The 21171-nt window shown below is 74.0% G+C and carries 20 protein-coding genes; 9 read left to right on the top strand and 11 right to left on the bottom strand.

Features of this window, described 5'->3' with window-relative positions:
• Positions 1–47 precede the first annotated feature (47 nt).
• Together JOF54_RS15180 and JOF54_RS15175 are read left to right on the top strand one after the other, a co-directional pair.
• Complete coding sequence (locus JOF54_RS15180; protein WP_210057328.1) at positions 48–572, top strand: MarR family winged helix-turn-helix transcriptional regulator; 525 nt, start codon at positions 48–50, stop codon at positions 570–572.
• Positions 573–615: 43 nt separating this feature from the next.
• On the top strand, positions 616–1032 hold the full coding sequence (locus tag JOF54_RS15175) for an HIT family protein (protein WP_210057326.1): 417 nt from the start codon (positions 616–618) through the stop codon (positions 1030–1032).
• Positions 1033–1051: 19 nt separating this feature from the next.
• On the opposite strand, the gene JOF54_RS15170 is transcribed toward JOF54_RS15175, so the two are convergent.
• The 8 genes from JOF54_RS15170 to rsmI all read right to left on the bottom strand — a co-directional run bounded on the left by JOF54_RS15170 (position 1052) and on the right by rsmI (position 8850).
• Positions 1052–2029, bottom strand: a complete 978-nt coding sequence (locus JOF54_RS15170) for a phosphotransferase family protein (protein ID WP_210057324.1) — start codon at positions 2027–2029, stop codon at positions 1052–1054.
• Positions 2026–3219 carry a low temperature requirement protein A gene (locus JOF54_RS15165; RefSeq protein WP_210057322.1) on the bottom strand — a complete coding sequence of 398 codons (1194 nt, stop codon included), beginning with the start codon at positions 3217–3219 and terminating at the stop codon, positions 2026–2028. Before JOF54_RS15165 ends, JOF54_RS15170 begins: the two co-directional genes overlap by 4 nt.
• A 72-nt stretch (positions 3220–3291) precedes the next feature.
• Positions 3292–4221, bottom strand: coding sequence for a 4-(cytidine 5'-diphospho)-2-C-methyl-D-erythritol kinase (locus JOF54_RS15160; protein ID WP_210057321.1), 930 nt, complete (start codon positions 4219–4221; stop codon positions 3292–3294).
• A gap of 43 nt (positions 4222–4264) precedes the next feature.
• The gene (gene rsmA / locus JOF54_RS15155; protein WP_210059597.1) at positions 4265–5131 is read right to left on the bottom strand and encodes a 16S rRNA (adenine(1518)-N(6)/adenine(1519)-N(6))-dimethyltransferase RsmA; all 867 of its coding nucleotides are present in this window, start codon (positions 5129–5131) and stop codon (positions 4265–4267) included.
• Positions 5128–6303, bottom strand: coding sequence for a resuscitation-promoting factor (locus JOF54_RS21605; RefSeq protein ID WP_210057319.1), 1176 nt, complete (start codon positions 6301–6303; stop codon positions 5128–5130). Before JOF54_RS21605 ends, rsmA begins: the two co-directional genes overlap by 4 nt.
• Before the next feature lie 142 nt (positions 6304–6445).
• A complete protein-coding gene (locus JOF54_RS15145) occupies positions 6446–7096 on the bottom strand; it encodes a nitroreductase family protein (protein ID WP_210057317.1) in 651 nt (216 codons plus the stop codon).
• A 2-nt stretch (positions 7097–7098) separates the two neighbouring features.
• Positions 7099–7923 carry a TatD family hydrolase gene (locus JOF54_RS15140; protein WP_210057316.1) on the bottom strand — a complete coding sequence of 275 codons (825 nt, stop codon included), beginning with the start codon at positions 7921–7923 and terminating at the stop codon, positions 7099–7101.
• A gap of 66 nt (positions 7924–7989) precedes the next feature.
• The gene (gene rsmI / locus JOF54_RS15135) at positions 7990–8850 is read right to left on the bottom strand and encodes a 16S rRNA (cytidine(1402)-2'-O)-methyltransferase (RefSeq protein ID WP_210057314.1); all 861 of its coding nucleotides are present in this window, start codon (positions 8848–8850) and stop codon (positions 7990–7992) included.
• 68 nt (positions 8851–8918) lie between these two features.
• Between rsmI and JOF54_RS15130 the strand changes: the two genes are divergently transcribed.
• The 6 genes from JOF54_RS15130 (at position 8919) to JOF54_RS21600 (ending at position 17219) form a co-directional block, all read left to right on the top strand.
• Positions 8919–10520 carry a dolichyl-phosphate-mannose--protein mannosyltransferase gene (locus JOF54_RS15130; RefSeq protein ID WP_210059596.1) on the top strand — a complete coding sequence of 534 codons (1602 nt, stop codon included), beginning with the start codon at positions 8919–8921 and terminating at the stop codon, positions 10518–10520.
• A gap of 145 nt (positions 10521–10665) precedes the next feature.
• Positions 10666–11649, top strand: a complete 984-nt coding sequence (locus JOF54_RS15125; protein ID WP_210057312.1) for an ABC transporter permease — start codon at positions 10666–10668, stop codon at positions 11647–11649.
• A 9-nt stretch (positions 11650–11658) separates the two neighbouring features.
• Positions 11659–12594 carry an ABC transporter permease gene (locus JOF54_RS15120; protein WP_210057310.1) on the top strand — a complete coding sequence of 312 codons (936 nt, stop codon included), beginning with the start codon at positions 11659–11661 and terminating at the stop codon, positions 12592–12594.
• The gene (locus JOF54_RS15115; protein WP_210057308.1) at positions 12591–14750 is read left to right on the top strand and encodes a dipeptide ABC transporter ATP-binding protein; all 2160 of its coding nucleotides are present in this window, start codon (positions 12591–12593) and stop codon (positions 14748–14750) included. The genes JOF54_RS15120 and JOF54_RS15115 overlap by 4 nt, the downstream gene beginning before the upstream one ends.
• Before the next feature lie 130 nt (positions 14751–14880).
• Positions 14881–16566, top strand: a complete 1686-nt coding sequence (locus JOF54_RS15110) for an ABC transporter family substrate-binding protein (protein ID WP_210057306.1) — start codon at positions 14881–14883, stop codon at positions 16564–16566.
• Positions 16567–16700: 134 nt separating this feature from the next.
• A complete protein-coding gene (locus JOF54_RS21600) occupies positions 16701–17219 on the top strand; it encodes a winged helix-turn-helix domain-containing protein (RefSeq protein WP_210057304.1) in 519 nt (172 codons plus the stop codon).
• Positions 17220–17644: 425 nt separating this feature from the next.
• Here JOF54_RS21600 and JOF54_RS15100 read toward each other — a convergent pair whose 3' ends face one another.
• The 3 genes from JOF54_RS15100 to JOF54_RS15090 are packed head-to-tail and all read right to left on the bottom strand — an operon-like array spanning position 17645 to position 19707.
• On the bottom strand, positions 17645–18541 hold the full coding sequence (locus JOF54_RS15100) for a TolB family protein (RefSeq protein ID WP_307804217.1): 897 nt from the start codon (positions 18539–18541) through the stop codon (positions 17645–17647).
• Positions 18538–19332 (bottom strand): SDR family NAD(P)-dependent oxidoreductase, encoded by a 795-nt coding sequence (locus JOF54_RS15095; protein WP_210057303.1) that lies wholly within the window; start codon positions 19330–19332, stop codon positions 18538–18540. Before JOF54_RS15095 ends, JOF54_RS15100 begins: the two co-directional genes overlap by 4 nt.
• 33 nt (positions 19333–19365) lie before the next feature.
• Entirely contained in the window at positions 19366–19707 is a 342-nt protein-coding gene (locus tag JOF54_RS15090; protein WP_210057302.1) for a hypothetical protein, read from the bottom strand.
• A 304-nt stretch (positions 19708–20011) separates the two neighbouring features.
• Between JOF54_RS15090 and JOF54_RS15085 the strand changes: the two genes are divergently transcribed.
• A complete protein-coding gene (locus tag JOF54_RS15085; RefSeq protein ID WP_210057301.1) occupies positions 20012–21100 on the top strand; it encodes a ScyD/ScyE family protein in 1089 nt (362 codons plus the stop codon).
• Positions 21101–21171: the final 71 nt, after the last annotated feature.

Here is a 21171-nt window from a genome sequence, read left to right as displayed (position 1 = left end):
GTCGCGGGCCGCCGGGACCACCGGGCCCCGCCCGTAGGATGCGGGCCATGGCCGCCGACCGGGAACCGCGTGACGAGGTCGACCTCGTCGTCGAGGCCTGGTCGCGCGAGCGTCCCGACCTCGACGTCACCCCGCTGCGGGTGCTGTCCCGGGTGACGCGGCTGGCCCGGCACCTCGACCGGCAGCGGGCGGCGTCCTTCCAGGCCCACGGCCTGGAGACCTGGGAGTTCGACGTGCTCGCCGCGCTGCGCCGGGCCGGGGCGCCCAACCAGCTCTCCCCCGGCCAGCTGCTGCGGGAGACGATGGTCACCTCCGGCACCATGACCAACCGGGTCGACCGCCTGGCCGCCCGGGGCCTGGTCCGGCGCGACCTGCACCCCGGCGACAAGCGCGGGGTCCTCGTGGGGCTCACCGACGCCGGCCGGACCGCCGTCGACGCCGCCCTGGCCGACCTCCTGGAGGCCGAGCAGCAGCTGCTGGCCGGCCTGGACGAGGGCGACCAGCACCAGCTGGCCCGGACGCTCCGCCGGCTGCTCGTCGTCTACCGCGAGGACCCGACCGCGGCGCCCTGAGCGTCGTCGCGCCCGACGCCGGCGCGGCTGCCAGGATCGGCCCATGGCCGACGACGACTGCCTCATCTGCCGCAAGCACCGGGGCGAGGGACCGCTCGTCGGCCCCGTGGTGCACGTCGACGAGCACGTCAGCGTCAGCCACCGCGCCACGGGCGCCCTGGGCTACGTCTTCGTCGAGTCCCGGCGCCACGTCCCCTACCTGGACGGGCTGACCGACACCGAGGCGGAGGCGTTCGGCCGGACGACGACGCGGCTGGCCCGGGCGCTCAAGGCCGAGCTCGACGTGGCCTACGTGCACGTCCTGGTCACCGGGCACTCGATCGCCCACCTCCACCAGCACGTCGTCGTCCAGCACGCCGGGACCCCTGCCGGGCAGCCGTGGTGGCAGGAGTGGGACGGCGCGCCGCACGGCGACGTCGCCGCCCTGGCCGCCCGGCTCGGCTGGCACCTCGCGGGCTGAGCGGGATCGGGGTAGCGCCTCAGCCGGCGCCGACCAGCACGGCGAGCAGCCGCACCGGGTGGTCCGGCGGCGCCTCGGCCGGAGCGGTGACCGGCCAGAGCACCAGCTCGCGCAGCTGGTAGGCCACGCGCCATAGCCGGAGCCGCGCCGGCAGCCGGTCGACGGCTTCCAGACCCGGCAGCCGCCGCCGCAGCCCGGCCAGCAGCTCGGCGTGGCCGGCCACGCCGTCGGCCACGTCCTGGTCCACCTCGTCGGCGACCCGGGCCAGCTCGACCCACGGCGGCGCCGGCCGGACCCACTCGAGGTCGAGCAGACCCGTGACCCGCTGGCCGTCGGTCCACACGTTGTCCAGGTGCAGGTCGCCGTGCACCAGCGTCGGCGACGCGGCGTCGAGGGCGGGGCCGAGGGCGGCGTCACGCTCCAGCAGCCGGCGGACCGCAGCCACCAGGTCCGCCGGCGCCCGGTCGGACGCCGCGGCCAGGAGCACCCCGACGCCGTCGGGCCACGGGCTCATCGACCGGCCGACCACGGCGTCGACGGACGGCGCGGCCGGCAGCGGCGCGAGCCGCAGCACCGGCCGCAGCGACGGCGGCGGCCGGAAGGCGTGCAGCGCGGCCAGCGCGTCGACGACGGCGTCGACGGCGTCGCGCCGCCCACCCGGGCCCAGCCCCGGCCACGCCGTGCGCAGGGAGCAGCCCGGCAGCCTACGGGTGAGGGTCCAGCTGAGGGCGCCGTCGGCGGTGGTGCCCGCGCCCAGCACCGCCGGGTAGCCGACCGCCGCGGGCAGGGCGGCGCCGACGGCGGCCTCGCGGGGCAGCCGGGCGACGTCGCCGCGCCAGCAGACCCGCAGCACGGCGGCGCCCCACCGCTCGTCCTCGAGCAGCCAGGTGTCGTTGGAGTGGCTGGGCGCCAGCACCGGGTCCGCGGCCGGGCGCAGGCCGGCCGCGACCGCGACGACGGCCCAGCGGGCGGAGGCGTCGGCCGTCGCGCCCGTCACGGCGCCGCGGTGCCGCCCGCCGCGGCCGCCAGCCGCACCTCCACCACCAGCAGCGCGGCGACGACCAGGCCGGCGACGAGCTCGGGCACCGGCGTCAGGGTGCCGGCCAGCACCAGCAGCACGGCCAGCCCGAACGGCACGGCGGTGCGCGCGGAGGCGTCGGGCCCGCGCAGCTGGATGAGCCAGATCATGGCGACCAGCACGGCGGTCGGCACGGTGACCGACGCCGCCGTCACCAGCTCCGGGGCCTCGGCGTGGTGGGTCCAGTGGTCGACCCGTGCGGCCAGGCCCGCGCCCACCGCGGCGGCCGAGGCGAAGACGGCGTAGTGCCCGAAGCCCCAGCGGAAGGCCAGCCCGAGCCCCTCGGTCCGCGCCCGGGCCAGCACCGGCCCGGCCTCCCGGGAGAAGTAGAGCCACCAGCAGCTGAAGACGATGAGCACGCTGCTGACCACGACGACGAGGACCCCCAGCCGGGCCGCCGGGTCGGCGAAGGCCTCCGACACCGCCGTCGTGGCCGCCAGGACCGTCTCGCCCAGCACGATGATGAAGAACAGCCCGTAGCGCTCCGCCACGTGGTGGGGGTGCCAGCTGGTCATCCCGGCCCGCTCGGCCCAGACCGGCACCGCGACGTCGGCGGCGGCGAGCAGCACGAACAGCGGCACGCGCAGGACCTCCAGCTCCGCCAGCGGGATGAAGGCCACCCAGCCGAGCTGGACGACGACGATGCCCAGGGCGTAGCGGCGGTTCGTCGTCCGGTGGGCCGGGTCCTGCTGCGCCGCCCGCAGCCACTGGAGCACCAGCGCGACCCGCATCACCACGTAGCCGAGCACGACGACGGTGAAGTGACCCTCGAAGACCAGCGGGATGCCGGCCGCGAGCACCAGCACCCCGAGGATCTGCACGATGGTCAGCAGCCGGTAGACGACGTCGTCGTTGTCGTAGGCCGAGGCGAACCAGGTGAAGTTCAGCCAGGCCCACCAGATGGCGAAGAAGGCCATGAGGAAGCCGGTCACCCCGGCGACGACGTGGTCCTCGACGACGGCGTGGTGCAGCTGGGTCGCCGCGGCGGCGATGGCCACGACGAAGCAGAGGTCGGTGAGCAGCTCGAGCGGGGTGGCGACCCGGTGCGGCTCGTCGGGGTCGCGCGCCACCAGCCGGCGGACGAGGGCGGGGGCGGCGGGGGCGCTCATGCGCCGAACGGTAGGCGACCGCGGCCGCCGCGCGCCACGGGAGGACGCCTGCCGGACGGCCGGTCCGGGGGGCTAGGCGAGGACGCGGGCGCCGACCACGGGCCCGCTCACCCGGCGGACCTCCCGGCAGACGCCGTCGGCGCTGAGGGCGACGGCGAGGTCGATGGCCGCGGCCTCGCCGGCGGCGAGGAAGGCGCAGGTGGGCCCGGACCCGGAGACGACGGCGCCGACGGCCCCGTACTCCAGGCCGGCCTCGAGCACCTGCCGCAGCCGGGGCTGCAGGTCGAGAGCGGCGTCCTGCAGGTCGTTGCTGAGCGCCGCCCCCAGCAGGGCCGGGTCGCCGCTGCGGAGGGCGCCCATCAGGTCGTCGGGCACCTCGGGCGCCGCGGCGTCGGGCGTCAGCTCGTCGAAGCGGCCGTAGACGGCGGGCGTGGACAGCCCGTGGTGGCCGAAGGCCAGCACCCAGTGGTAGGTGCCGCGGGCCAGGGCCGGCACGACCTCCTCGCCGCGGCCGCTGCCCAGCGCGGTGCCGCCGAGGAGCGCGAAGGGCACGTCGCTGCCCAGCTCGGCCGCCAGCTCGCGCAGCGCCTCCGGGGAGACGTCGAGGTCCCACAGCACCGAGCAGGCCAGCAGCGCCGCGGCGCCGTTGGAGGACCCGCCGGCCAGCCCGGCGGCCACCGGGATGGCCTTGCGGATGCTCAGGCTGGCACCCAGGGAGTCGTAGGGCCCGTGCGTGCGGGCCAGCAGCCGGGCGGCGCGCAGGGCCAGGTTGGAGTCGTCGAGCGGGACCTGGTCGGCCCCCTCGCCGGTGACCTGGACGTCGAACTCGTCGGGCTCGGCCCAGACCGCCTCGACCTCGTCGTAGAGGGAGACGGCGTGGTAGACGGTGGCCAGCGGGTGGTACCCGTCGGGGCGCCGGCCGCCGACCTTGAGCGCGAGGTTGATCTTGGCGGGCACACGGACCCGTACTCCGACAGGGGTCGGCGGGAGAGGTGAGGCCACGGAGCGAGGCTACGGCGTGCCGCCGGGCCACCCGCCCCTGGGCTCAGGCCTGGACGTCCCCGGCGAGCCCGGCGCGGTCGAGCTGCTCGGCGATCCGGGCGAAGTCGGCCACCTCGAGCATCTCGCCGCGGGCCTGCGGGTCGACGTCGGCGGCGACCAGCACCTCGCTGGCCGCGGCCGAGCTGCCGACGAGGCCGGAGAGCGCGGAGCGGAGCATCTTGCGGCGCTGGGCGAAGGCGGCGTCGACGACGGCGAAGACCTGCTCGCGGGTGGCCGTAGTGACCGGCGCCTCCCGGCGGACGATCTGCACCAGGCCGGACTCGACGTTGGGCACCGGCCAGAAGACGCTGGGCGGCACCGTCCCCACCCGGGTGGCGGCGGCGTACCAGGCCATCTTGACCGAGGGCACGCCGTAGATCTTGGAGCCCGGACCGGCCACCAGCCGGTCCGCGACCTCGAGCTGCACCATGACCAGGCCGCGCCGCCAGCTCGGGAAGGTGGCGAGCAGGTGCAGCAGCACCGGCACCGAGACGTTGTAGGGCAGGTTCGCCACGACGACGGTCGGGTCCTGCGGCAGCGTGGTGACCCGGAGCGCGTCGGCGGTGACCACGGTCAGCGCGTCGGCCCGCCCGGGCATCCGCTCGGCCACCGTGCCCGGCAGGGCGCCGGCCAGCAGCTCGTCGATCTCGACGGCGACGACGGCCTCGGCGGCCTCGAGCAGGCCCAGGGTCAGCGACCCCAGGCCCGGCCCGATCTCCAGCACGACGTCCGCGGCACCCACCCCGGAGGCGGCGACGATGCGCCGCACGGTGTTGGCGTCGGTGACGAAGTTCTGGCCCTTCTGCTTGGTGGGCCGCAGGTCCAGACCGGAGGCGATCCGGCGGACCGCCGTCGGGTCGAGGAGGCTCAGCGGATGCCCAGCTTCGACGTGCAGGCGGGCCAGGCGCCCCAGCCCTGCGAGGCCTGGACCTTCTTGGCCACGGCGATCTGCTGCTCGCGGCTGGCGTTGTTCGGCATGCCGGAGCCGCCGTTCGCGCGCCAGGTGCTCAGCGTGAACTGCAGGCCGCCGTAGAAGCCGTTGCCGGTGTTGATGGCCCAGTTGCCGCCGGACTCGCACTGCGCGAGGCGGTCCCAAACGCCGCCCGAGGCGACGCTGGGGGCCGACGAGCCGGACGAGCTCGAGGAGCTGGACGAGTCGTCGGCGTCGTCGGAGGACGAGGACGAGGACGATCCGGTGGAGGGCTTCGGGGCCGGCGGCGCCTTGGTGCCGACCAGCAGGACGCGGTCGCGCGGGGCGTCGGTGACCTTGCTGGAGATCTTGGTGCGCCCGGTCACCTCGCCGTTCTCGCGGACGACGCGGTAGGTGAGGGTGCGGGTGCCCTGCTCGCCGGCGGTGTCCACCTTCGTGGTGCCGCGCAGCAGCGAGCCGGACTCCCGGCGGACGGTGCCGAAGGCGACGTCCTGCTTCTTGGTCTCCTTGCTCACGTCGACCTGGGTCCAGGTCAGGGTGTCCCCGTCCTCGACGGCCTCGTCGGCGTCGGCGCTGAGCTTGTCGTCGCGGTCGGCCTTGATCCCGGCCGCGGCCAGGACGTCGGCGACGGTGGTGCCCGTCGTCTTGACCTGGCGCTTCTTCCCGGCGGCGTCGACCGTGACGGTCTTCAGGGTGTCGACGTCGACGGCCAGGCCCTCGCGGCCGATGCTCGCGCTGCGGCTCGTCGACAGGTCGGCGCCGGTGGTGTTGACGCCGAGCGCGCCCAGGGCCTGGTCGAGGCTGGTGGCGGTGGTCCAGACGGTCTTCTTCTCACCGTCGACGGTGAAGGTCACCTGGCGGGCGAACTGGACGGCCACCCGGGTGCCGTCGGTCACCTTGGCCGACGCGTCGGGGGCGACGATGTCGCGGCTGGTGACGGCGATGCCCTGGTCCTGCAGGAGCTCGCCCACGGTCCCGGCGGTGGTGGTCACGGTCGTCGGCGAGCCGTCGACCGACAGGGTGACGTCCTTGTTCAGGGCGGCCCAGCCGACGGACGTCCCGGCCACGGCCAGAGCGGCGCCAGCGGCGACGACGGGGATGATCTTGCGCACAGCACTCCTGGAGGTGGTCCGCGGGCGCGGACCTCGGTGACATCAGGGCGCAGCGCAGAAGCCGGTCCCCGAGAAACGGTCACGGAATAGTAACGGGCACCTCGACACGACGCGAAATCCGCGCCCGGGCCGGGGCGGGCTGCTACGGGCCGGGTCGCTCCGGGGGGAGCGGACCCGTGGACCAGCGCCCCCGGTGCACCAGCTCCGCCGCAGGCCGACGCGGCCGGCGGGCCGCCGAGCCGCCGGGGCGGGCGTCCGGGGCCGGGTGCCCCAGGCTCAGCACGCCGACGCCCAGCTGGTCCTCGGGCACCCCGAACGCCGCCCGGACGGCGGCCGTCCGCTCGGCCGGCACGCCGAAGAAGCAGGCGCCCAGCCCGGCGTCGACCGCCGCCAGCAGCCCGGCCAGGGCGACCATCCCGGCGTCGACGAACCAGTAGGGCGCCGACCAGCGTCCCGGATCCCGGTCGGACCAGCCCTTGTCGGGCTGGGCGTAGCGGTCGAGGTAGGCCTCCCGGCTGGTCCACAGCAGGACGAGCACGGGCGCGGTCCGCATCCCGGCGAGCCAGCGGCTGGGCCGGTCGGGGTCGGCGTCGGCCGGGGTGGACGCGGCCCAGAAGGCGTCGCGGTCCTCGGCGGTGGCCAGCACGAGCAGCGAGACGCCCTGGGTGAAGCCGGCCGAGGGCGTCCGCAGCGCCGCGGCCAGCACGGCCTCGAGCGCGGCCGGCTCCACCGGCCGGTCGGGGTCGTAGCGGCGGACCATCCGCCGCCGGCGCAGCGCCTCCGCGAGCTCCACCGCTACCAGGCCCCGCCGAAGGCCGCCTCGGCGTTGGCGTCCAGCCGGGCGCAGAGCCCGGCCAGGTCAGTGGCGAGCTGGTCGGCGAGGAAGCGGACCGTGTGCGGCACGAGGTAGGAGGCGTTGGGCCGGCCGCGCAGCGGGACCGGCGTCAGGTACGGGGCGTCGGTCTCGGTCAGCAGCCGGTCGGCCGGGGTGAGGGCCAGGGCCTCGCGCAGGTGGTGGTTGGGCTTGAAGGTGACCGGTCCGGCGAAGGAGAGGTGGGCGCCGCGGTCGAGGCAGGCGCGGGCGAAGGCGGCGTCGCCGGAGAAGCAGTGCATGACCACCCGGTCGGGCACCCCCTCGGCGTCGAGGACGTCGAGGACCGCCGCGTGCGCGTCGCGGTCGTGGATGACCAGCGTCAGGTCGTGCGCGTGCGCCAGCGCGATGTGCGCGGCGAAGGCCTCCCGCTGCCGCGCCTGGCCGGCGGCGTCGGGGGTCCGGAAGAAGTCGAGCCCGGTCTCCCCCACCGCCCGGACGCCGGGCCGCCCCGCCAGCGCGGCGATGGCCTCCAGGCCGTCCGCCAGCCCGTCGCCCAGCCGCGCGGCGTCGTTGGGGTGCAGGGCCACGGCGGCCACGACCCCCGGCAGCCGGCCGGCGGCCTCGACGGCCCAGGCCGAGCTGGGGACGTCGCAGCCCACCTGGACCACCCGGGGGACGCCGACGGCGGCGGCCCGGGCCAGCGCGTCGGCGGGCTCGAGGCCGGAGAGCTCCTGGGTCGCGTCCAGGTGGCAGTGGGTGTCGACGACGGGGTGCGGCAGCGGGTCGGGCGGGGCGGGCAGGTCCACGGGGTCAGCCTCCCAGGTCCCTGGATCTGCAGACGCAGTCGCTCCCACCGGCCCCGACCGGGCCCGTCAGCCCGACTGCGTCTGCCGTTTCAGGGCGACCTCGTACAACGCGTTCTTGGCCAGCCCCGTCTCGGCGGCGATCGCGGCCACCGCGGGCTTCAGCCGGGTGCCGCCCGCGACGAGCGCGAGCACCTCGGCGGCCGCGGAGCCGAGGTCGGCGACGACGACGGGCGCGCCCGCGACCACCAGCGTCACCTCGCCGCGCACCTCGTGCTGGGCCCACGCGACGAGCTCGTCCAGCGGGCCGCGGACGACCTCCTCGTAGGTCTTGGTCAGCTCGCGGCAGACCGCTCCCGGCCGGTCGCCGCCGAAGGCCTCCGCCAGCGCGGCGAGGGCCTCGGCCGTCCGGTGCGGGGCCTCGAAGAAGACCAGCGTCCGCGGCTCGGCCGCCAGCTCGGCCAGCCGGCGGCCCCGCTCGCCCGGCTTGCGCGGCAGGAAGCCCTCGAAGCAGAAGCGGTCGACGGGCAGCCCGGAGACGGCCAGCGCGGTGAGCACCGCGGAGGGCCCGGGCACCGCGGTGACGCCGAACCCGGCCTCGACGGCGGCCGCGACCAGCCGGTAGCCCGGGTCGGAGACCGACGGCATCCCGGCGTCGGTGACCAGCAGCACCCGGGCGCCCTCGGCCAGCGCGGCCAGCAGCTCGGGGGTGCGCTGCACCTCGTTGCCCTCGAAGTAGGAGACGACCCGGGCCTGCGTCGTCAGCTCCAGGCGCTGCAGCAGCCCGCGCAGCCGGCGGGTGTCCTCGGCGGCGATGACGTCGGCGCCGACCAGCTCGCGGCGCAGCCGGGGCGAGGCGTCGGACACGTCGCCGATCGGCGTCCCGGCCAGCACGACCACCCCGGACGCGACCCCACCCGCTGCGCTCATCCCCCCAGCGTCCCAGACGTCACACCTAGGATGGCCCGGTGACCGAGCAGGTAGCCGCGGTCGAGCACATGACGCCCGTCCTCGACTCCCCTCGCAGCACCCCGCCCCCCGTCCCGCGACCCCCGACGACGCGGGAGCGGCTGCGCGACCCGCTGCCGGCCGACCGGCTGACGGGCTGGCTCGTCACCCTGGTGATCGCCGGCATCGCGTTCGGCCTGCGGGTGGTGGGGCTGGGCTACCCGAACAAGCTCGTCTTCGACGAGACGTACTACGCCAAGGACGCCTACTCGCTGCTCCGGCACGGCTACGAGCGCAGCTGGCCGTCCGGCGCCGACGCCTCGGTCACCGGCGGCACGCCCGACGTCATGCTCGAGTCGCCGTCGTTCATCGTGCACCCGCCGGTCGGCAAGTGGCTGATCGCGGGCGGGGAGCAGCTGTTCGGCATGAACGCCTTCGGCTGGCGATTCGCCTCGCTGGTCTTCGGGACGCTGCTGGTCGTGGTGACCATCCGGCTGGTCCGCCGCGTCTCGCGCTCGACGCTGGTGGGCGGGATCGCCGGCCTGCTGCTGACCTTCGACGGCCTCGCCTTCGTCATGGCGCGGACCGCCCTGCTGGACATCTTCCTGGCCTTCTTCGTCGTCGCCGCGGTGGCCTGCCTGGCCGCCGACCGGGACTGGATGCGGGCCCGGCTCGCCGACCACCTCGAGGACCGCGGGCTGCCCGACCTCGGCGGCCGCTACGGGCCGCTCCTGCTGGTGCGCCCCTGGCGGATCGCCGCCGGGGTCTGCTTCGGCCTGGCCCTCGGCTCGAAGTGGAACGCGATCTACCTGCTCGCGGCCTTCGCGCTGCTCTCGCTGGCCTGGGACGTCGGCGCCCGGCGGCTGGCCGGGGCCGGCTGGCGCGCCCCGACGGCCGTGCTGCGCGACGGGGTGCCCGCCTTCGTCTCCCTCGTGGTGCTGAGCGCCCTCGTCTACGTCGGGACCTGGGCCGGCTGGCTCGCGACCAGCGGCGGCTACGACCGGCAGTGGGGCGCCCAGCACCCCGACGCGCTCTCGACGCGGCTGCTCGGCGACGGCCTGGCCTCGCTGCTGCAGTACCAGCGCGACATCTACGCCTTCCACACCGGCAGCTTCATCAACTCCGCCACCCACGCCTACCGCGCCGACCCGGCCGGCTGGCTGGTGGTCGCCCGCCCGATCGGGATCGACGCCGTCAACGGCATCACGCCGGGCACCGACGGCTGCCTCGGCCCCGACAACTGCATCCGGGTGATCAGCGGGATGGGGACGCCGGTGCTGTGGTGGGCGGCGGTCTTCGCCCTCGGCGCCGCGGTGCTGCTGTGGGTCGGCGGTCGCGACTGGCGCTTCGGCATCCCCGTCGTCGGCGTCCTCGCCGCCTGGCTGCCGTGGTTCAGCCACGACACGCGTCCGCTGTTCTACTTCTACGCGATCGCGATCATCCCCTTCTCGGTGATGGCGGTCGCCCTGTGCCTGGGCCGGGTCCTCGGCCCGCGGGACGCCGGCGACCGGCGGATGGTGGGCGCGATCGTCGTCGGCGCCTTCGTCGCCCTGGTCGCGGCGAACTTCGCCTACCTCTACCCGATCCTCACCGACACGCTGCTGCCCTACCCCGCCTGGCTGTCCCGGATGTGGTTCCGCAGCTGGATCTGAGCACGCTCCTGCTTCGCTCGGCTATGTTCTCTCCGCGTCGCGCGCAGGCCGGGCGTGACGTCGTCGCAACAGTTCGCGGCTAGAGTCACGAGAACGACCGGGGGGAACGCCGCTCCCCGAACAAGGTGAGAGAGGCAGTTACCTCTTGGGTGCGTACGTCGCGCGACGACTCCTGAACTACGTCGTCCTGCTCTTCATCGCGGTGAGCCTCAGCTACCTGCTGGCGGCCAGCCAGCTCCAGCCCCGACGGCTCTACGAGCTCGTCAACCCGCCGCTGGACCCCGTCGCGATCGAGAGCAACCTCCGGCTCCGCAACCTCAGCGACCAGGTGCCGCTGCTCGAGCGGTACTGGGTGTGGCTGAAGGGCGTCGTCCTGCACTGGGACTGGGGCGAGGCGCCCAAGGGCGGCGAGGTCGTCGACGAGGTCGGCCGGCGGATCTGGGTGAGCATCCGGCTGATCACGCTGGGCTCCCTGCTCGGCACCCTCGTCGGGGTGCTGCTCGGCGCCTGGACCGCCACCCGGCAGTACAAGCCGTCGGACCGCTTCTCGACGCTGGGCTCGCTGTTCATCCTCTCGGTGCCGTCCTTCGTCATCGCCAGCGCCCTGCAGGTGCTGGCCACCAAGGTCAACAACGGCACCGGGCTGCGGCTCTTCGAGTTCGTCGGCGAGACCGGTGACCGCGGCGACTACTTCGGGGCCGCCTTCGTCGACCGGGCCCAGCACCTGGTGCTGCCCACGATCGCCCTGACGCTCATCAACGCCGCCTTCTTCAGCCGCATCCAGCGCAACCTCATGCTCGACGCCCTCGGCTCGGACTTCGTCCGGACGGCCCGGGCGAAGGGCCTGCGCCGCTCGCGCGCGGTGATGAAGCACGCGCTGCGCACGTCGCTGATCCCGACGGGCACCTACTTCGCCTTCAGCATCGCGACGCTGTTCACCGGCGCCACCTTCATGGAGATCATGTTCTCCTTCCACGGGATGGGCGAGTACGGCGTCTCCACCATCACCGGCCAGGACGTCAACGGCACGGTGGCCGTGGTCGCGTTCAGCGGGGCGTGCGTGCTGGTCGGCGCCGTCCTGTCCGACATCGCCGTGGCCATCCTCGACCCGCGCGTGCGGCTGAGCTAGGAGATCCCCATGGGTCAGAACCTCCTCGAGGTCGCCGACGAGCAGCCGCTGGGCGACGGGCCGGTCGAGCCGGTGGACACCGGCAAGCGGCTCTCCCGCAGCCGGCTGATCCTGCGCCGGTTCCTCCGCAACAAGTCCGCCGTCGTGGGGCTGGCGCTCCTGGTGGTCTTCGTCGTGCTCGCCCTGGTCGGGCCCTACCTCTCGAACTGGGCCTACGACGAGGTCGACCGGCAGGCCTACCTCAAGCCGCCGAGCGACCGGCACCCGCTGGGCAGCACGCAGAGCGGCCGGGACATGCTGGCGCTCACCCTGCGCGGGCTGCGCAAGTCGCTGCTGATCGGTTTCCTGGTGGCCATCCTGTCCACCGGCATCGCCGCGATCGTCGGCTCGTTCGCCGCCTACTTCGGCGGCTGGTTCGAGCGGATCGCCCTCTGGGTCGTCGACCTGCTGCTCGTGGTCCCGTCGTTCCTGCTGATCGCCGTGCTCACCACCAGCGGCCCGAAGGGCCCCAACTCCTGGCTGCTGCTGGTCGTCCTGCTGGCCGCCTTCGGCTGGATGCTCGCCTCCCGCGTGGTGCGCAGCCTCAGCATGTCGATCAAGGAGCGCGAGTACGTCCAGGCCGCGCGCTTCATGGGCCTCTCGGCCCCCAAGACGATCGTCCGGCACGTGCTGCCGAACATCTCCTCGCTGCTGATCATCGACGCCACCCTGAACGTCAGCGCGGCCATCCTCGCCGAGACCGGGCTGTCCTTCTTCGGCTTCGGGGTGCAGCCGCCCGACACCTCGCTGGGCACCCTGCTCGGCGAGGGCGCGCGGCAGGTCAACAGCTTCCCCTGGCTGTTCGTCAGCCCCGCCGTCGCCGTCGTCCTGTGCGTGAACGCCGTGGGCGACGGACTGCGCGACGCCCTCGACCCCAACTCGGCCTCCGGAGGAACCGCCCGATGAGCACCACCGCGACCACGCCCGCCGGACCGGGCAAGGTCCGCCGGACGGCGTCCGGCACCGTCCTGAGCGTGCAGGACCTGCACGTCACCTTCCCCAGCGAGGCCGGCCCCGTGCAGGCCGTCCGCGGGCTCAGCTTCGACCTCGCGGCCGGGGAGACCCTGGCCATCGTCGGGGAGTCCGGCTCCGGCAAGTCCGTGACGTCGATGGCGATCATGGGCCTGCACCCGGCCAGCGCCAAGATCACCGGCTCGGTCAAGCTGCACGGCGACGAGCTGCTCGGCCGCAGCGACGAGAAGATGTCGCGGCTGCGCGGGGAGTCGCTGGCGATGATCTTCCAGGACCCGCTCTCGGCCCTGACGCCGGTCTACACGATCGGCGACCAGATCGTCGAGGCGATCCAGACCCACCACGACGTGTCCCGGGCGGCGGCGACCAAGCGGGCCGTCGAGCTGCTCGACCTCGTCGGCATCCCCAACCCGCAGGTGCGGGTGCGCTCGTTCCCGCACGAGTTCTCCGGCGGCATGCGGCAGCGCGCCATGATCGCGATGTCCATCGCCAACGACCCGGACGTGATCATCGCCGACGAGCCGACGACCGCCCTCGACGTCACCATCCAGGCCCAGGTGCTCGAGGTGCTGAAGACCGCGCAGCGCGAGACCGGCGCCGCGATGATCATGATCACCCACGACCTGGGCGTGGTCGCCGGCATCGCCGACCAGGTGACGGTGATGTACGCCGGCCGGCCCGTCGAGCAGGGCAGCGTCGACGAGATCTTCTACAGCCCGCGGATGCCCTACACGATCGGCCTCCTGGGCGCGGTGCCCCGGCTGGACGCGACCGAGAAGAAGGCGCTCGCCACCCTGGAGGGGAACCCGCCGTCGGTGGTGGACCTGCCGCCGGGGTGCCCCTTCGAGCCCCGCTGCCCGCTCTCCACCCCGGAGTGCCTGGAGGCCGAGCCGCCGCTGGTGCCCACCGAGCACCCGTCGCACGTCGCCGCCTGCATCCACGTCGGCAAGGTCGCCGCGGGCGACCTGGGCTACGACGACATCTTCCCGACCCCCGCGCCGGCGCACTCGCCGCTGGAGCGGGTGCCCCGCGAGGAGCGCTCGACGGTGCTGCAGCTGGAGGGCATGAAGCGGCACTACCCGCTGATGAAGGGCGCGATCTACCGACGCCGGATCGGCACCGTGCACGCCGTCGACGGCATCGACCTCGAGATCAAGGAGGGCGAGACGCTGGGCCTGGTCGGCGAGTCCGGCTGCGGCAAGAGCTCGACCCTGCTGGAGGTGCTGAACCTCAAGGCCCCGACCGAGGGCCGCGTGGTGGTGCTGGGCCGCGACACCGGCCAGCTGGGGAACGCCGAGCGACGCCAGATGCGCCGCGACCTGCAGGTCGTCTTCCAGGACCCGATGGCCTCCCTCGACCCGCGGATGCCGGTCTTCGACCTCATCGCGGAGCCGATGGGCGTCTTCAAGGTGCCGCCGGCCGAGATCGAGCGGCGGGTGGCCGAGCTGCTCCGGCTCGTCGGGCTGGAGCCCTCGCACGCCAGCCGCTACCCCGGCCAGTTCTCCGGCGGGCAGCGGCAGCGGATCGGCATCGCCCGGGCGCTCGCCCTGGAGCCGAAGCTGATCGTCCTGGACGAGCCGGTGTCGGCGCTCGACGTCTCCATCCAGGCCGGCGTCATCAACCTGCTGGACGAGCTCAAGGCCAAGCTGTCGCTGTCCTACCTCTTCGTCGCCCACGACCTGGCCGTGATCCGGCACATCGCCGACCGGGTCGCGGTGATGTACCTGGGCAAGATCGTCGAGATCGGCGAGGTGGACGACGTCTACGACCACCCGACGCACCCCTACACCCAGGCGCTGCTCTCGGCCATCCCGATCCCCGACCCGAAGGCCGAGCGGAGCCGGCGGCGGATCATCCTCACCGGTGACCTGCCGAGCCCGGCGAACCCGCCCAGCGGATGCCGGTTCCGCACCCGGTGCCAGCGGTTCGCGACGCTCGGCGAGGCCGAGCGCAGCCGCTGCACCGACGTCGTGCCCGACCTCTACGAGATCGGCCGACCCGACCACACGTCCGCCTGCCACTACAACGAGGAGGTCCGCGTCGTGCAGCCGGTGACCGCGCCGGTCCCTCCGGAGGGGGACGACCGGTAACACGGCTGTTGCACGCAGAAGGCACAGTTGACGCAACCTCGGGCGTGGGAGCGCCAGATCGAGCCCTCGTCCGTACAGAGTTTGATGCGCGGTCGGCCACGAGTCGACCGCCAGATCTCATGGAGGAACAGTGAAGTCACGCAAGATCTTTGCGGCACCGCTGCTGCTGGGCGCGCTCGCGCTCGCCGCCTGCGGTTCCGGCTCGTCGAACGACCCGGCGGGCGACGCCACCGACCAGCCGAGCATCGCGCCGGTCACCGCCCAGGACATCAACGCCCAGGACCGCGGCAGCCTCGCGCAGGGCGGTGAGCTCCGGCTGGCCGTGAGCGACCTCGGCACCAACTGGAACCCGCTCCAGATCGACGGCAACAACAACGAGCTGACGGGCATCCGCAACACCTTCCTGCCCGGGTACTTCAACTTCGACGCCAAGGGTGCCTACACCCCGAACCCGGCGTTCCTGACCGCGGCCGACGTCGTCTCCGACGACCCGACGACGATCAACCTGAAGCTGAACCCGCAGGCCGTGTGGGGCGACGGCTCCGCCATCGACGTCGACGACATCAAGGCCACCTGGGAGGCGTGCAACGGCAAGGACAAGGACTTCCGCTGCGCCTCGACCGACGGCTTCGACAAGATCGCCAGCGTCACCTCCGGCGCCGACAAGTTCGACGTGACGGTCACCTTCACCCAGGCCTACCCGGACTGGGCCTCCCCGCTCTCCGGCCCGCTGAAGGCCGAGAGCGTCAAGGACGCGAAGACCTTCAACGACGGCTGGTCCGACCTCGACAACGACTGGCTCTCGGGCCCGTTCAAGGTCGACGCCGAGGACAAGACGCAGAAGACGATCACCGTCGTCCCGAACGACAAGTGGTGGGGCGACAAGCCGCTGCTGGACAAGATCACCTGGCGCACCATCGCCACCGACGCCACCCCGAACGCCTTCGTCAACGGTGAGATCGACGCCTTCGACATCGGGCCCGACCCGAACGGCTTCCAGCTGGCCTCCGGTGTCGCCGACGGCGCCGTGCGCAAGGCCGCCGGCCCCAACTGGCGCCACATCACCTTCAACTCCAAGGCCGGCGTGCTGAAGGACGAGAAGGTCCGCCAGGCCCTGGTCAAGGGTCTGGACCGGGCGTCCATCGGCGCCTCCGACCTCGCGGGCATCGACTGGCCGGTCACCCAGCTGAACAACGGGATCATCCTGTCCAACCAGCAGGGCTACGTGGACATGGGCCAGAAGACGGGCATCGACTACAACGTCGAGGCCGCCAAGTCCGACCTCGAGGGCCTGGGCTGGGTCGCCGGCTCCGACGGCATCCGCGAGAAGGACGGCAAGAAGCTCGAGGTCAAGTTCTCCGCCCTCGACGGCGTCCCCGCCTCCCAGAACGAGGCGCTGCAGACGCAGAACCAGCTCAAGGAGATCGGCGCCAAGGTCGACATCGTCAACGTGCCGGCCGACGAGTTCAACACGACGCTGTCCAGCAAGTCCTTCGAGCTGATCGCCTTCACCTGGATCGGCACCCCGTTCCCGTTCGCCAACATCAACCAGCTGTACGGCACGGGCTCGGAGAGCAACTACCAGCAGGTCTCGCTGCCGGAGACGGACAAGCTCATCACCGAGATCAGCAAGCAGACCGACCCGGCCGCGCGGATCGACCAGGCCAACCAGGTCGCCGAGCAGCTGTGGACCAGCGTGGGCATCGTGCCGCTGTACCAGCGCCCCGAGCTCATCGCGACCAAGGCCAAGCTCGCCAACTACGGCGCCTTCGGCCTGAGCAGCCCGCAGTGGGAGAACATCGGCTTCCAGAAGTAGGCCACGAGCACGACCCCGCCCCGGCGGGCTGAGGGACCGGAGGGCCGGCGCACCTGGGGTGCGCCGGCCCTCCGCACGTCCGGGCCCGGCTGCTAACGTCCTGACGTCATCACGTGATCCCCGCAGGAGGCCCGGTGGACCCGACGGACGAGGTGCTGGCCGACCTGCAGGAGCGGGTCCGCCGGCTGGAGGCGCGTCTCGGCGCCGACGAGGGCGCCCGTCCCGCGCCCGACGCGGAGCCGTCGGCCGGGACCTTCTGGTTGCTGGAGGCCCTCCGCGCGCAGGGGCTGGCCGGGGCCGTCGCCTTCGGGGGCACCGCGGCCGACGCCGAGGGCGGCCCCGTGTCCTGGCAGATCACCCGGTCCGCCGAGGACCTGACGGGCACCGACTGGGCGGTCTCGGTTCCGGCCCTGGCGGCCCTCGGGCACCCGTCGCGGATGCAGATCCTGCAGCTGGTGGCCACCGGCCGCGCCCGCACCGCCGCCGAGCTGGCGCACGCCGAGGGCCTGGGCACCACGGGGCAGATCTACCACCACCTGCGCCAGCTGGTGGCGGGCGGCTGGCTGCGGGTCACCACCCGGGGCCAGCACCAGGTGCCGGCCGAGCGGCTCGTCCCGCTGCTCGTCGTGCTGGCCGCCACCGCGGGCCCCTGAGCGGACACCCCGCTCCTTGAGCCCGTCGAAGGGCCGCCCACCGCTCCCTGAGCTCGTCGAAGGGCCAGCAGCGGAGGCCTTGGACAGGCTCAGGCAGCGGGGGTCGATCTGGGCAGCGGGCCTTCGACAGGCTCAGGCAGCGGGGGTCGATCTGGCAGCAGGCCTTCGACAGGCTCAGGCAGCGGAATCTGCTCAGAGTGCGAGCTCGGCTCAGGGTGCGGGCTGGCGACGGCCGGGCCCCGGGCCCGGCGCGGGCCCAGGGCCGACGGCGCGCGCGGACCCTGACGTTTGTCCCCGAGCGCCGCGGTCGTCCCGTCCATGCGTCCGACGGTGGATCCCCCGTCGTCGACCGGGACTGGCGGGCGGTCGTGACCACCACGGTGTGCGCCAGACGCTAGCGGGCGGGTCGGTCGTGCACCAGGGACCTAAGTCCCGACCTGCGGGTAGGCGACGTAGGCGAAGCGGTCGGAGTCGGGGGCCCAGCTGTTGACGTTGACGGTGCCCTGCCCGCCGCGGAAGGACAGCACGTCGCGCAGGTCCTCCCCCGCCGGGCCCATGGTGCGCAGCCGCACGTCCCGGCCGCCGGGGTGGCCGGTGGTGCCGGGCGGGAAGCTCAGCACCAGGACGGTCCGGCCGTCCGGCGAGACGTGCGGGAACCAGTTGACCGCCTCGTCGTGGGTCAGCTGTTCGGTCCCCGTGCCGTCGGGGCGCATCCGGAAGACCTGGGCGTGGCCGGGGGCCGCGGGCGGCTCGCCGTCGGGACGCAGCTCGCTGTTGAAGTAGACCCACCGGCCGTCGGGGCTGTACTCCGGCCCGTCGGTGGGGGCGGTCGTGCGGGTGAGCTGCACGTCCTCGCCGCCCTCCGCGGGGATCGTCCAGATGTTGCTGGCGCTGCCCCACACCCCGCCCGCGGTCTCCAGCCCGACGTAGGCCAGCGTCGCGCCGTCGGGCGAGACGCCGTGCAGGAAGTGCCAGAAGCCCTCGCCGCGGTCGTTGGTGACGCGCTCGGGCCGGCCGCCGCTCAGCGGCACCCGGTAGAGGTGCCGGTCCGAGGACGACGACAGGTACAGCGTCCGGCCGTCCGGGCTCAGCACGTGGTCGTTGTTGAGCTGGTCGAGCGGGGCTGTGTCGACGAGCTCCAGCTCGCCGCCCGTCGGCGCGACCCGGTAGATGCGGCCGTCGGCGTTGACGACGAGCCAGCGCCCGTCGGGCGTCCAGTTCGGCGCCTCGACGTGGACGTCGGTGGACAGCACCAGCGCGTCGGCGCCGGTGGAGAGGGTGTGCACGCGGAGCTCGGCCCGGACCCCGGGCTCGAGGGTCACGGCAGGATCCCGTCGACGTAGCCGCCGTCGACGCGCAGGGCGCCGCCGGTGGTCGCGGACGCCAGCGGCGACGCGAGATAGGTGACCATGTGGGCGATCTCCTCGGGTTCGATCAGCCGCTGGATCAGCGACTGGGGGCGGTGGCGGCGCATGAACTCGCGCTGCGCCTCGTCCCAGGGCAGCGTGTCGCCGACCAGGGAGCGGACGAAGTCCTCGACGCCGCCGGTGTGCGTCGGGCCGGCGATGACGGCGTTGACCGTCACGCCCGTCCCGGCGGCCGCCTTGGCGAAGCCGCGGGAGGCGGCCAGCAGGGCGGTCTTGGAGACGCCGTAGTGGATCATCTCGACCGGGATGACGACGGCGGAGTCGCTCGCGATGTTCAGCACCCGTCCCCAGCCGCGCGCGGTCATCCCGGGCAGCACGGCCCGGGTCAGCCGCACGGCGGTGAGCACGTTCACCTCGAAGTAGCGGCGCCAGGCGTCGTCGTCGACCTCCAGCGCCGGGGTGGCGCCGTAGACGCCCAGGTTGTTGACCAGGACGTCGACGTCGGGCAGCAGCCCCAGGGCCTGGGCGCAGCCCTCGTCGGTGGTCACGTCGGCGACGACCTCGACGAGGTCGGCGTCGGGGAGCCGCTCGCGCAGCTCCGCCACCGCGCGGCCGACGGACCCCGTCGAGCGGCCGTTCACCCCCACGCGGGCCCCGGCCCCGGCCAGCCCGGCCGCGATGGCCAGGCCGATGCCCTGGCTCGAGCCCGTCACCAGCGCGGTGCGCCCGCTCAGATCGATCTGCACGCCCCCAGCCAAGCAGACGCCTCCGCCGCCGGCTCAGTCGATCCCGTTCCCGAGCGGGTCGCCGTGCACGGGGCGGCGGGCCTGCAGGCCCCGCTCGTAGCCGACCCGGACCCAGTGGGCGAGCAGGTCGTAGTCCAGCCGCTCCGCCGCCATCACCAGCAGCCCCGCGACCACCAGCTCGTGGCCGACGCGCACCTCGGGCCAGGCCATCCACGAGCCGGCCGTCACCCCGGCCGCCTCGGCCAGCACGTCGTCGCGCCCGGCGGCCAGGCCGCGCAGCTCGGCGAGCGCGTCCTCGATCGAGCGCCGCTCGACCGCCGCCCGCCAGGCCGTCCCGTGCAGGACCGAGGAGAGCAGGTTGTCACGGGTGGCCATGCCCCAGTATCGAACACCTGTGCGAATGGACGTCAAGCCGACGCGTGCCGTCCCCGGCGTGCGCGATGCCGTCTCCGGCGACGGGATCGCGCCCGATGAACCCCTCGACGGGACCTCCGGGCAAGTTTTTCACGACCCTGGCGCGCGGCAGGAGGGCCCCGCTAGCGTCGCCGGTGCCGCGCCAGAGCCGACGCGGACCACGAGCTCCGGGGGAAACGTGTCCGAACAGCCGCCATCCGATCAGGTCCTGCCCAGCGAGACGCCGGCCAGGAAGAAGCGCTCCAGGAGGAGCGGACCGCTCGTCGTGCTGGCGGCCGCCAGCTGCGCCGTCGCGCTGGTGTCGGCCCCGGCCTCGGCCGACAGCCGCCCCGCTCCGCCCGCCGGCACCGTCGACGTCGTCACCCGGGGCCTGGACGGCCCCCGCCAGGTCTCGTCGAACGGCGGCCGGCTCTACGTGGCCGAGTCCGACTCCGGTGAGATCACCCGCGTCAACCCGCGCACCGGCGCGAAGACCGTCGTCGTCTCCGGCCTCGCCACCCCGCAGGGCGTGGTGAAGATCGGCGGCAAGATCTACGTGGCGACCGGCGACCCGGCCCCGGACTCCGCTCCGGGTGCCGTCGGTGCGGCCGTCGTGGTCGCGAAGCCGGGCGGGAAGGCGAAGAAGTTCGCCGACCTGGCGGCCTACGAGCTCAAGGCCAACCCGGACGGCCAGACCCAGTTCGGGCCGGACGGCGTCCCCCTCGACGCCCTCTCCAACCCCTACTTCCTGCTGCGCGACCGCAGCAGGAACGGCTTCCTGCTGGTGGCCGACGCCGGGGCGAACGCGGTGCTCAAGGTGGACCGCCGGGGCAGGGTGTCGACGTTCTTCGTGCCGCCGACGCAGACCACCGGGGCCTGCGCCGACGCACCCAACAACAACGCCAGCGGCAAGGGCTGCGACTCGGTGCCGACCGGCCTGGCCTACGGGCCCGACGGGATGCTCTACGTCTCGGCGCTGACCTCGGAGGTCCGCGGCCAGGGCCGGGTCTACAAGGTCGACCCGAGGAGCGGGAAGCTCGTCTACACGATCGGCGGCTTCACCTCCCCGACCGGCGTGGCCGTGGACAGGAAGGGCAACGTCTTCGTCTCCGAGCTGCTCGAGGGCGCGCCGCCGATGGACGGCCCGCCGCCCGCCGGCTTCGACCCGACCACGGTGGGCCAGATCGTCAAGCGCGAGCCCAGCGCCGCGCACAAGCGCAGCTACGCGCAGGTGACCATGCCCAGCGGCCTGCTGGTGCAGGGCGGGACGCTCTACTCCTCGGCCTGGTCCGTGGGCATCTTCCTCGGCATCCCGGCCGCCGGCCAGGTGGTCACCGTCGAGCCGGGGGCGTTCGTCCCGCTCCGCCGGAGCTGACCCCGCCGCGCGCACGGCCCCGGGTGCCCGCACCCGGGGCCGTCCGTCGTCCGGCCCGCCCGCCTAGGGTG

Origin of the sequence: Microlunatus capsulatus, assembly GCF_017876495.1 — a bacterium.
In the GTDB taxonomy this organism is placed as follows: Bacteria; Actinomycetota; Actinomycetes; order Propionibacteriales; family Propionibacteriaceae; genus Microlunatus; species Microlunatus capsulatus.
The sequence above is the reverse complement of the archived record's forward strand: the minus strand, read 5'-3'. Positions and strand labels throughout refer to the sequence as shown.

Coding starts and splice junctions, on each gene's coding strand:
- JOF54_RS15180 (WP_210057328.1), top strand. CDS start 48: ATGGCCGCCGACCGGGAACCGCGTGACGAGGTCGACCTCGTCGTCGAG.
- JOF54_RS15175 (WP_210057326.1), top strand. CDS start 616: ATGGCCGACGACGACTGCCTCATCTGCCGCAAGCACCGGGGCGAGGGA.
- JOF54_RS15165 (WP_210057322.1), bottom strand. CDS start 3,219: ATGAGCGCCCCCGCCGCCCCCGCCCTCGTCCGCCGGCTGGTGGCGCGC.
- rsmI (WP_210057314.1), bottom strand. CDS start 8,850: ATGAGCGCAGCGGGTGGGGTCGCGTCCGGGGTGGTCGTGCTGGCCGGG.
- JOF54_RS15130 (WP_210059596.1), top strand. CDS start 8,919: ATGACGCCCGTCCTCGACTCCCCTCGCAGCACCCCGCCCCCCGTCCCG.
- JOF54_RS15120 (WP_210057310.1), top strand. CDS start 11,659: ATGGGTCAGAACCTCCTCGAGGTCGCCGACGAGCAGCCGCTGGGCGAC.
- JOF54_RS15115 (WP_210057308.1), top strand. CDS start 12,591: ATGAGCACCACCGCGACCACGCCCGCCGGACCGGGCAAGGTCCGCCGG.
- JOF54_RS15090 (WP_210057302.1), bottom strand. CDS start 19,707: ATGGCCACCCGTGACAACCTGCTCTCCTCGGTCCTGCACGGGACGGCC.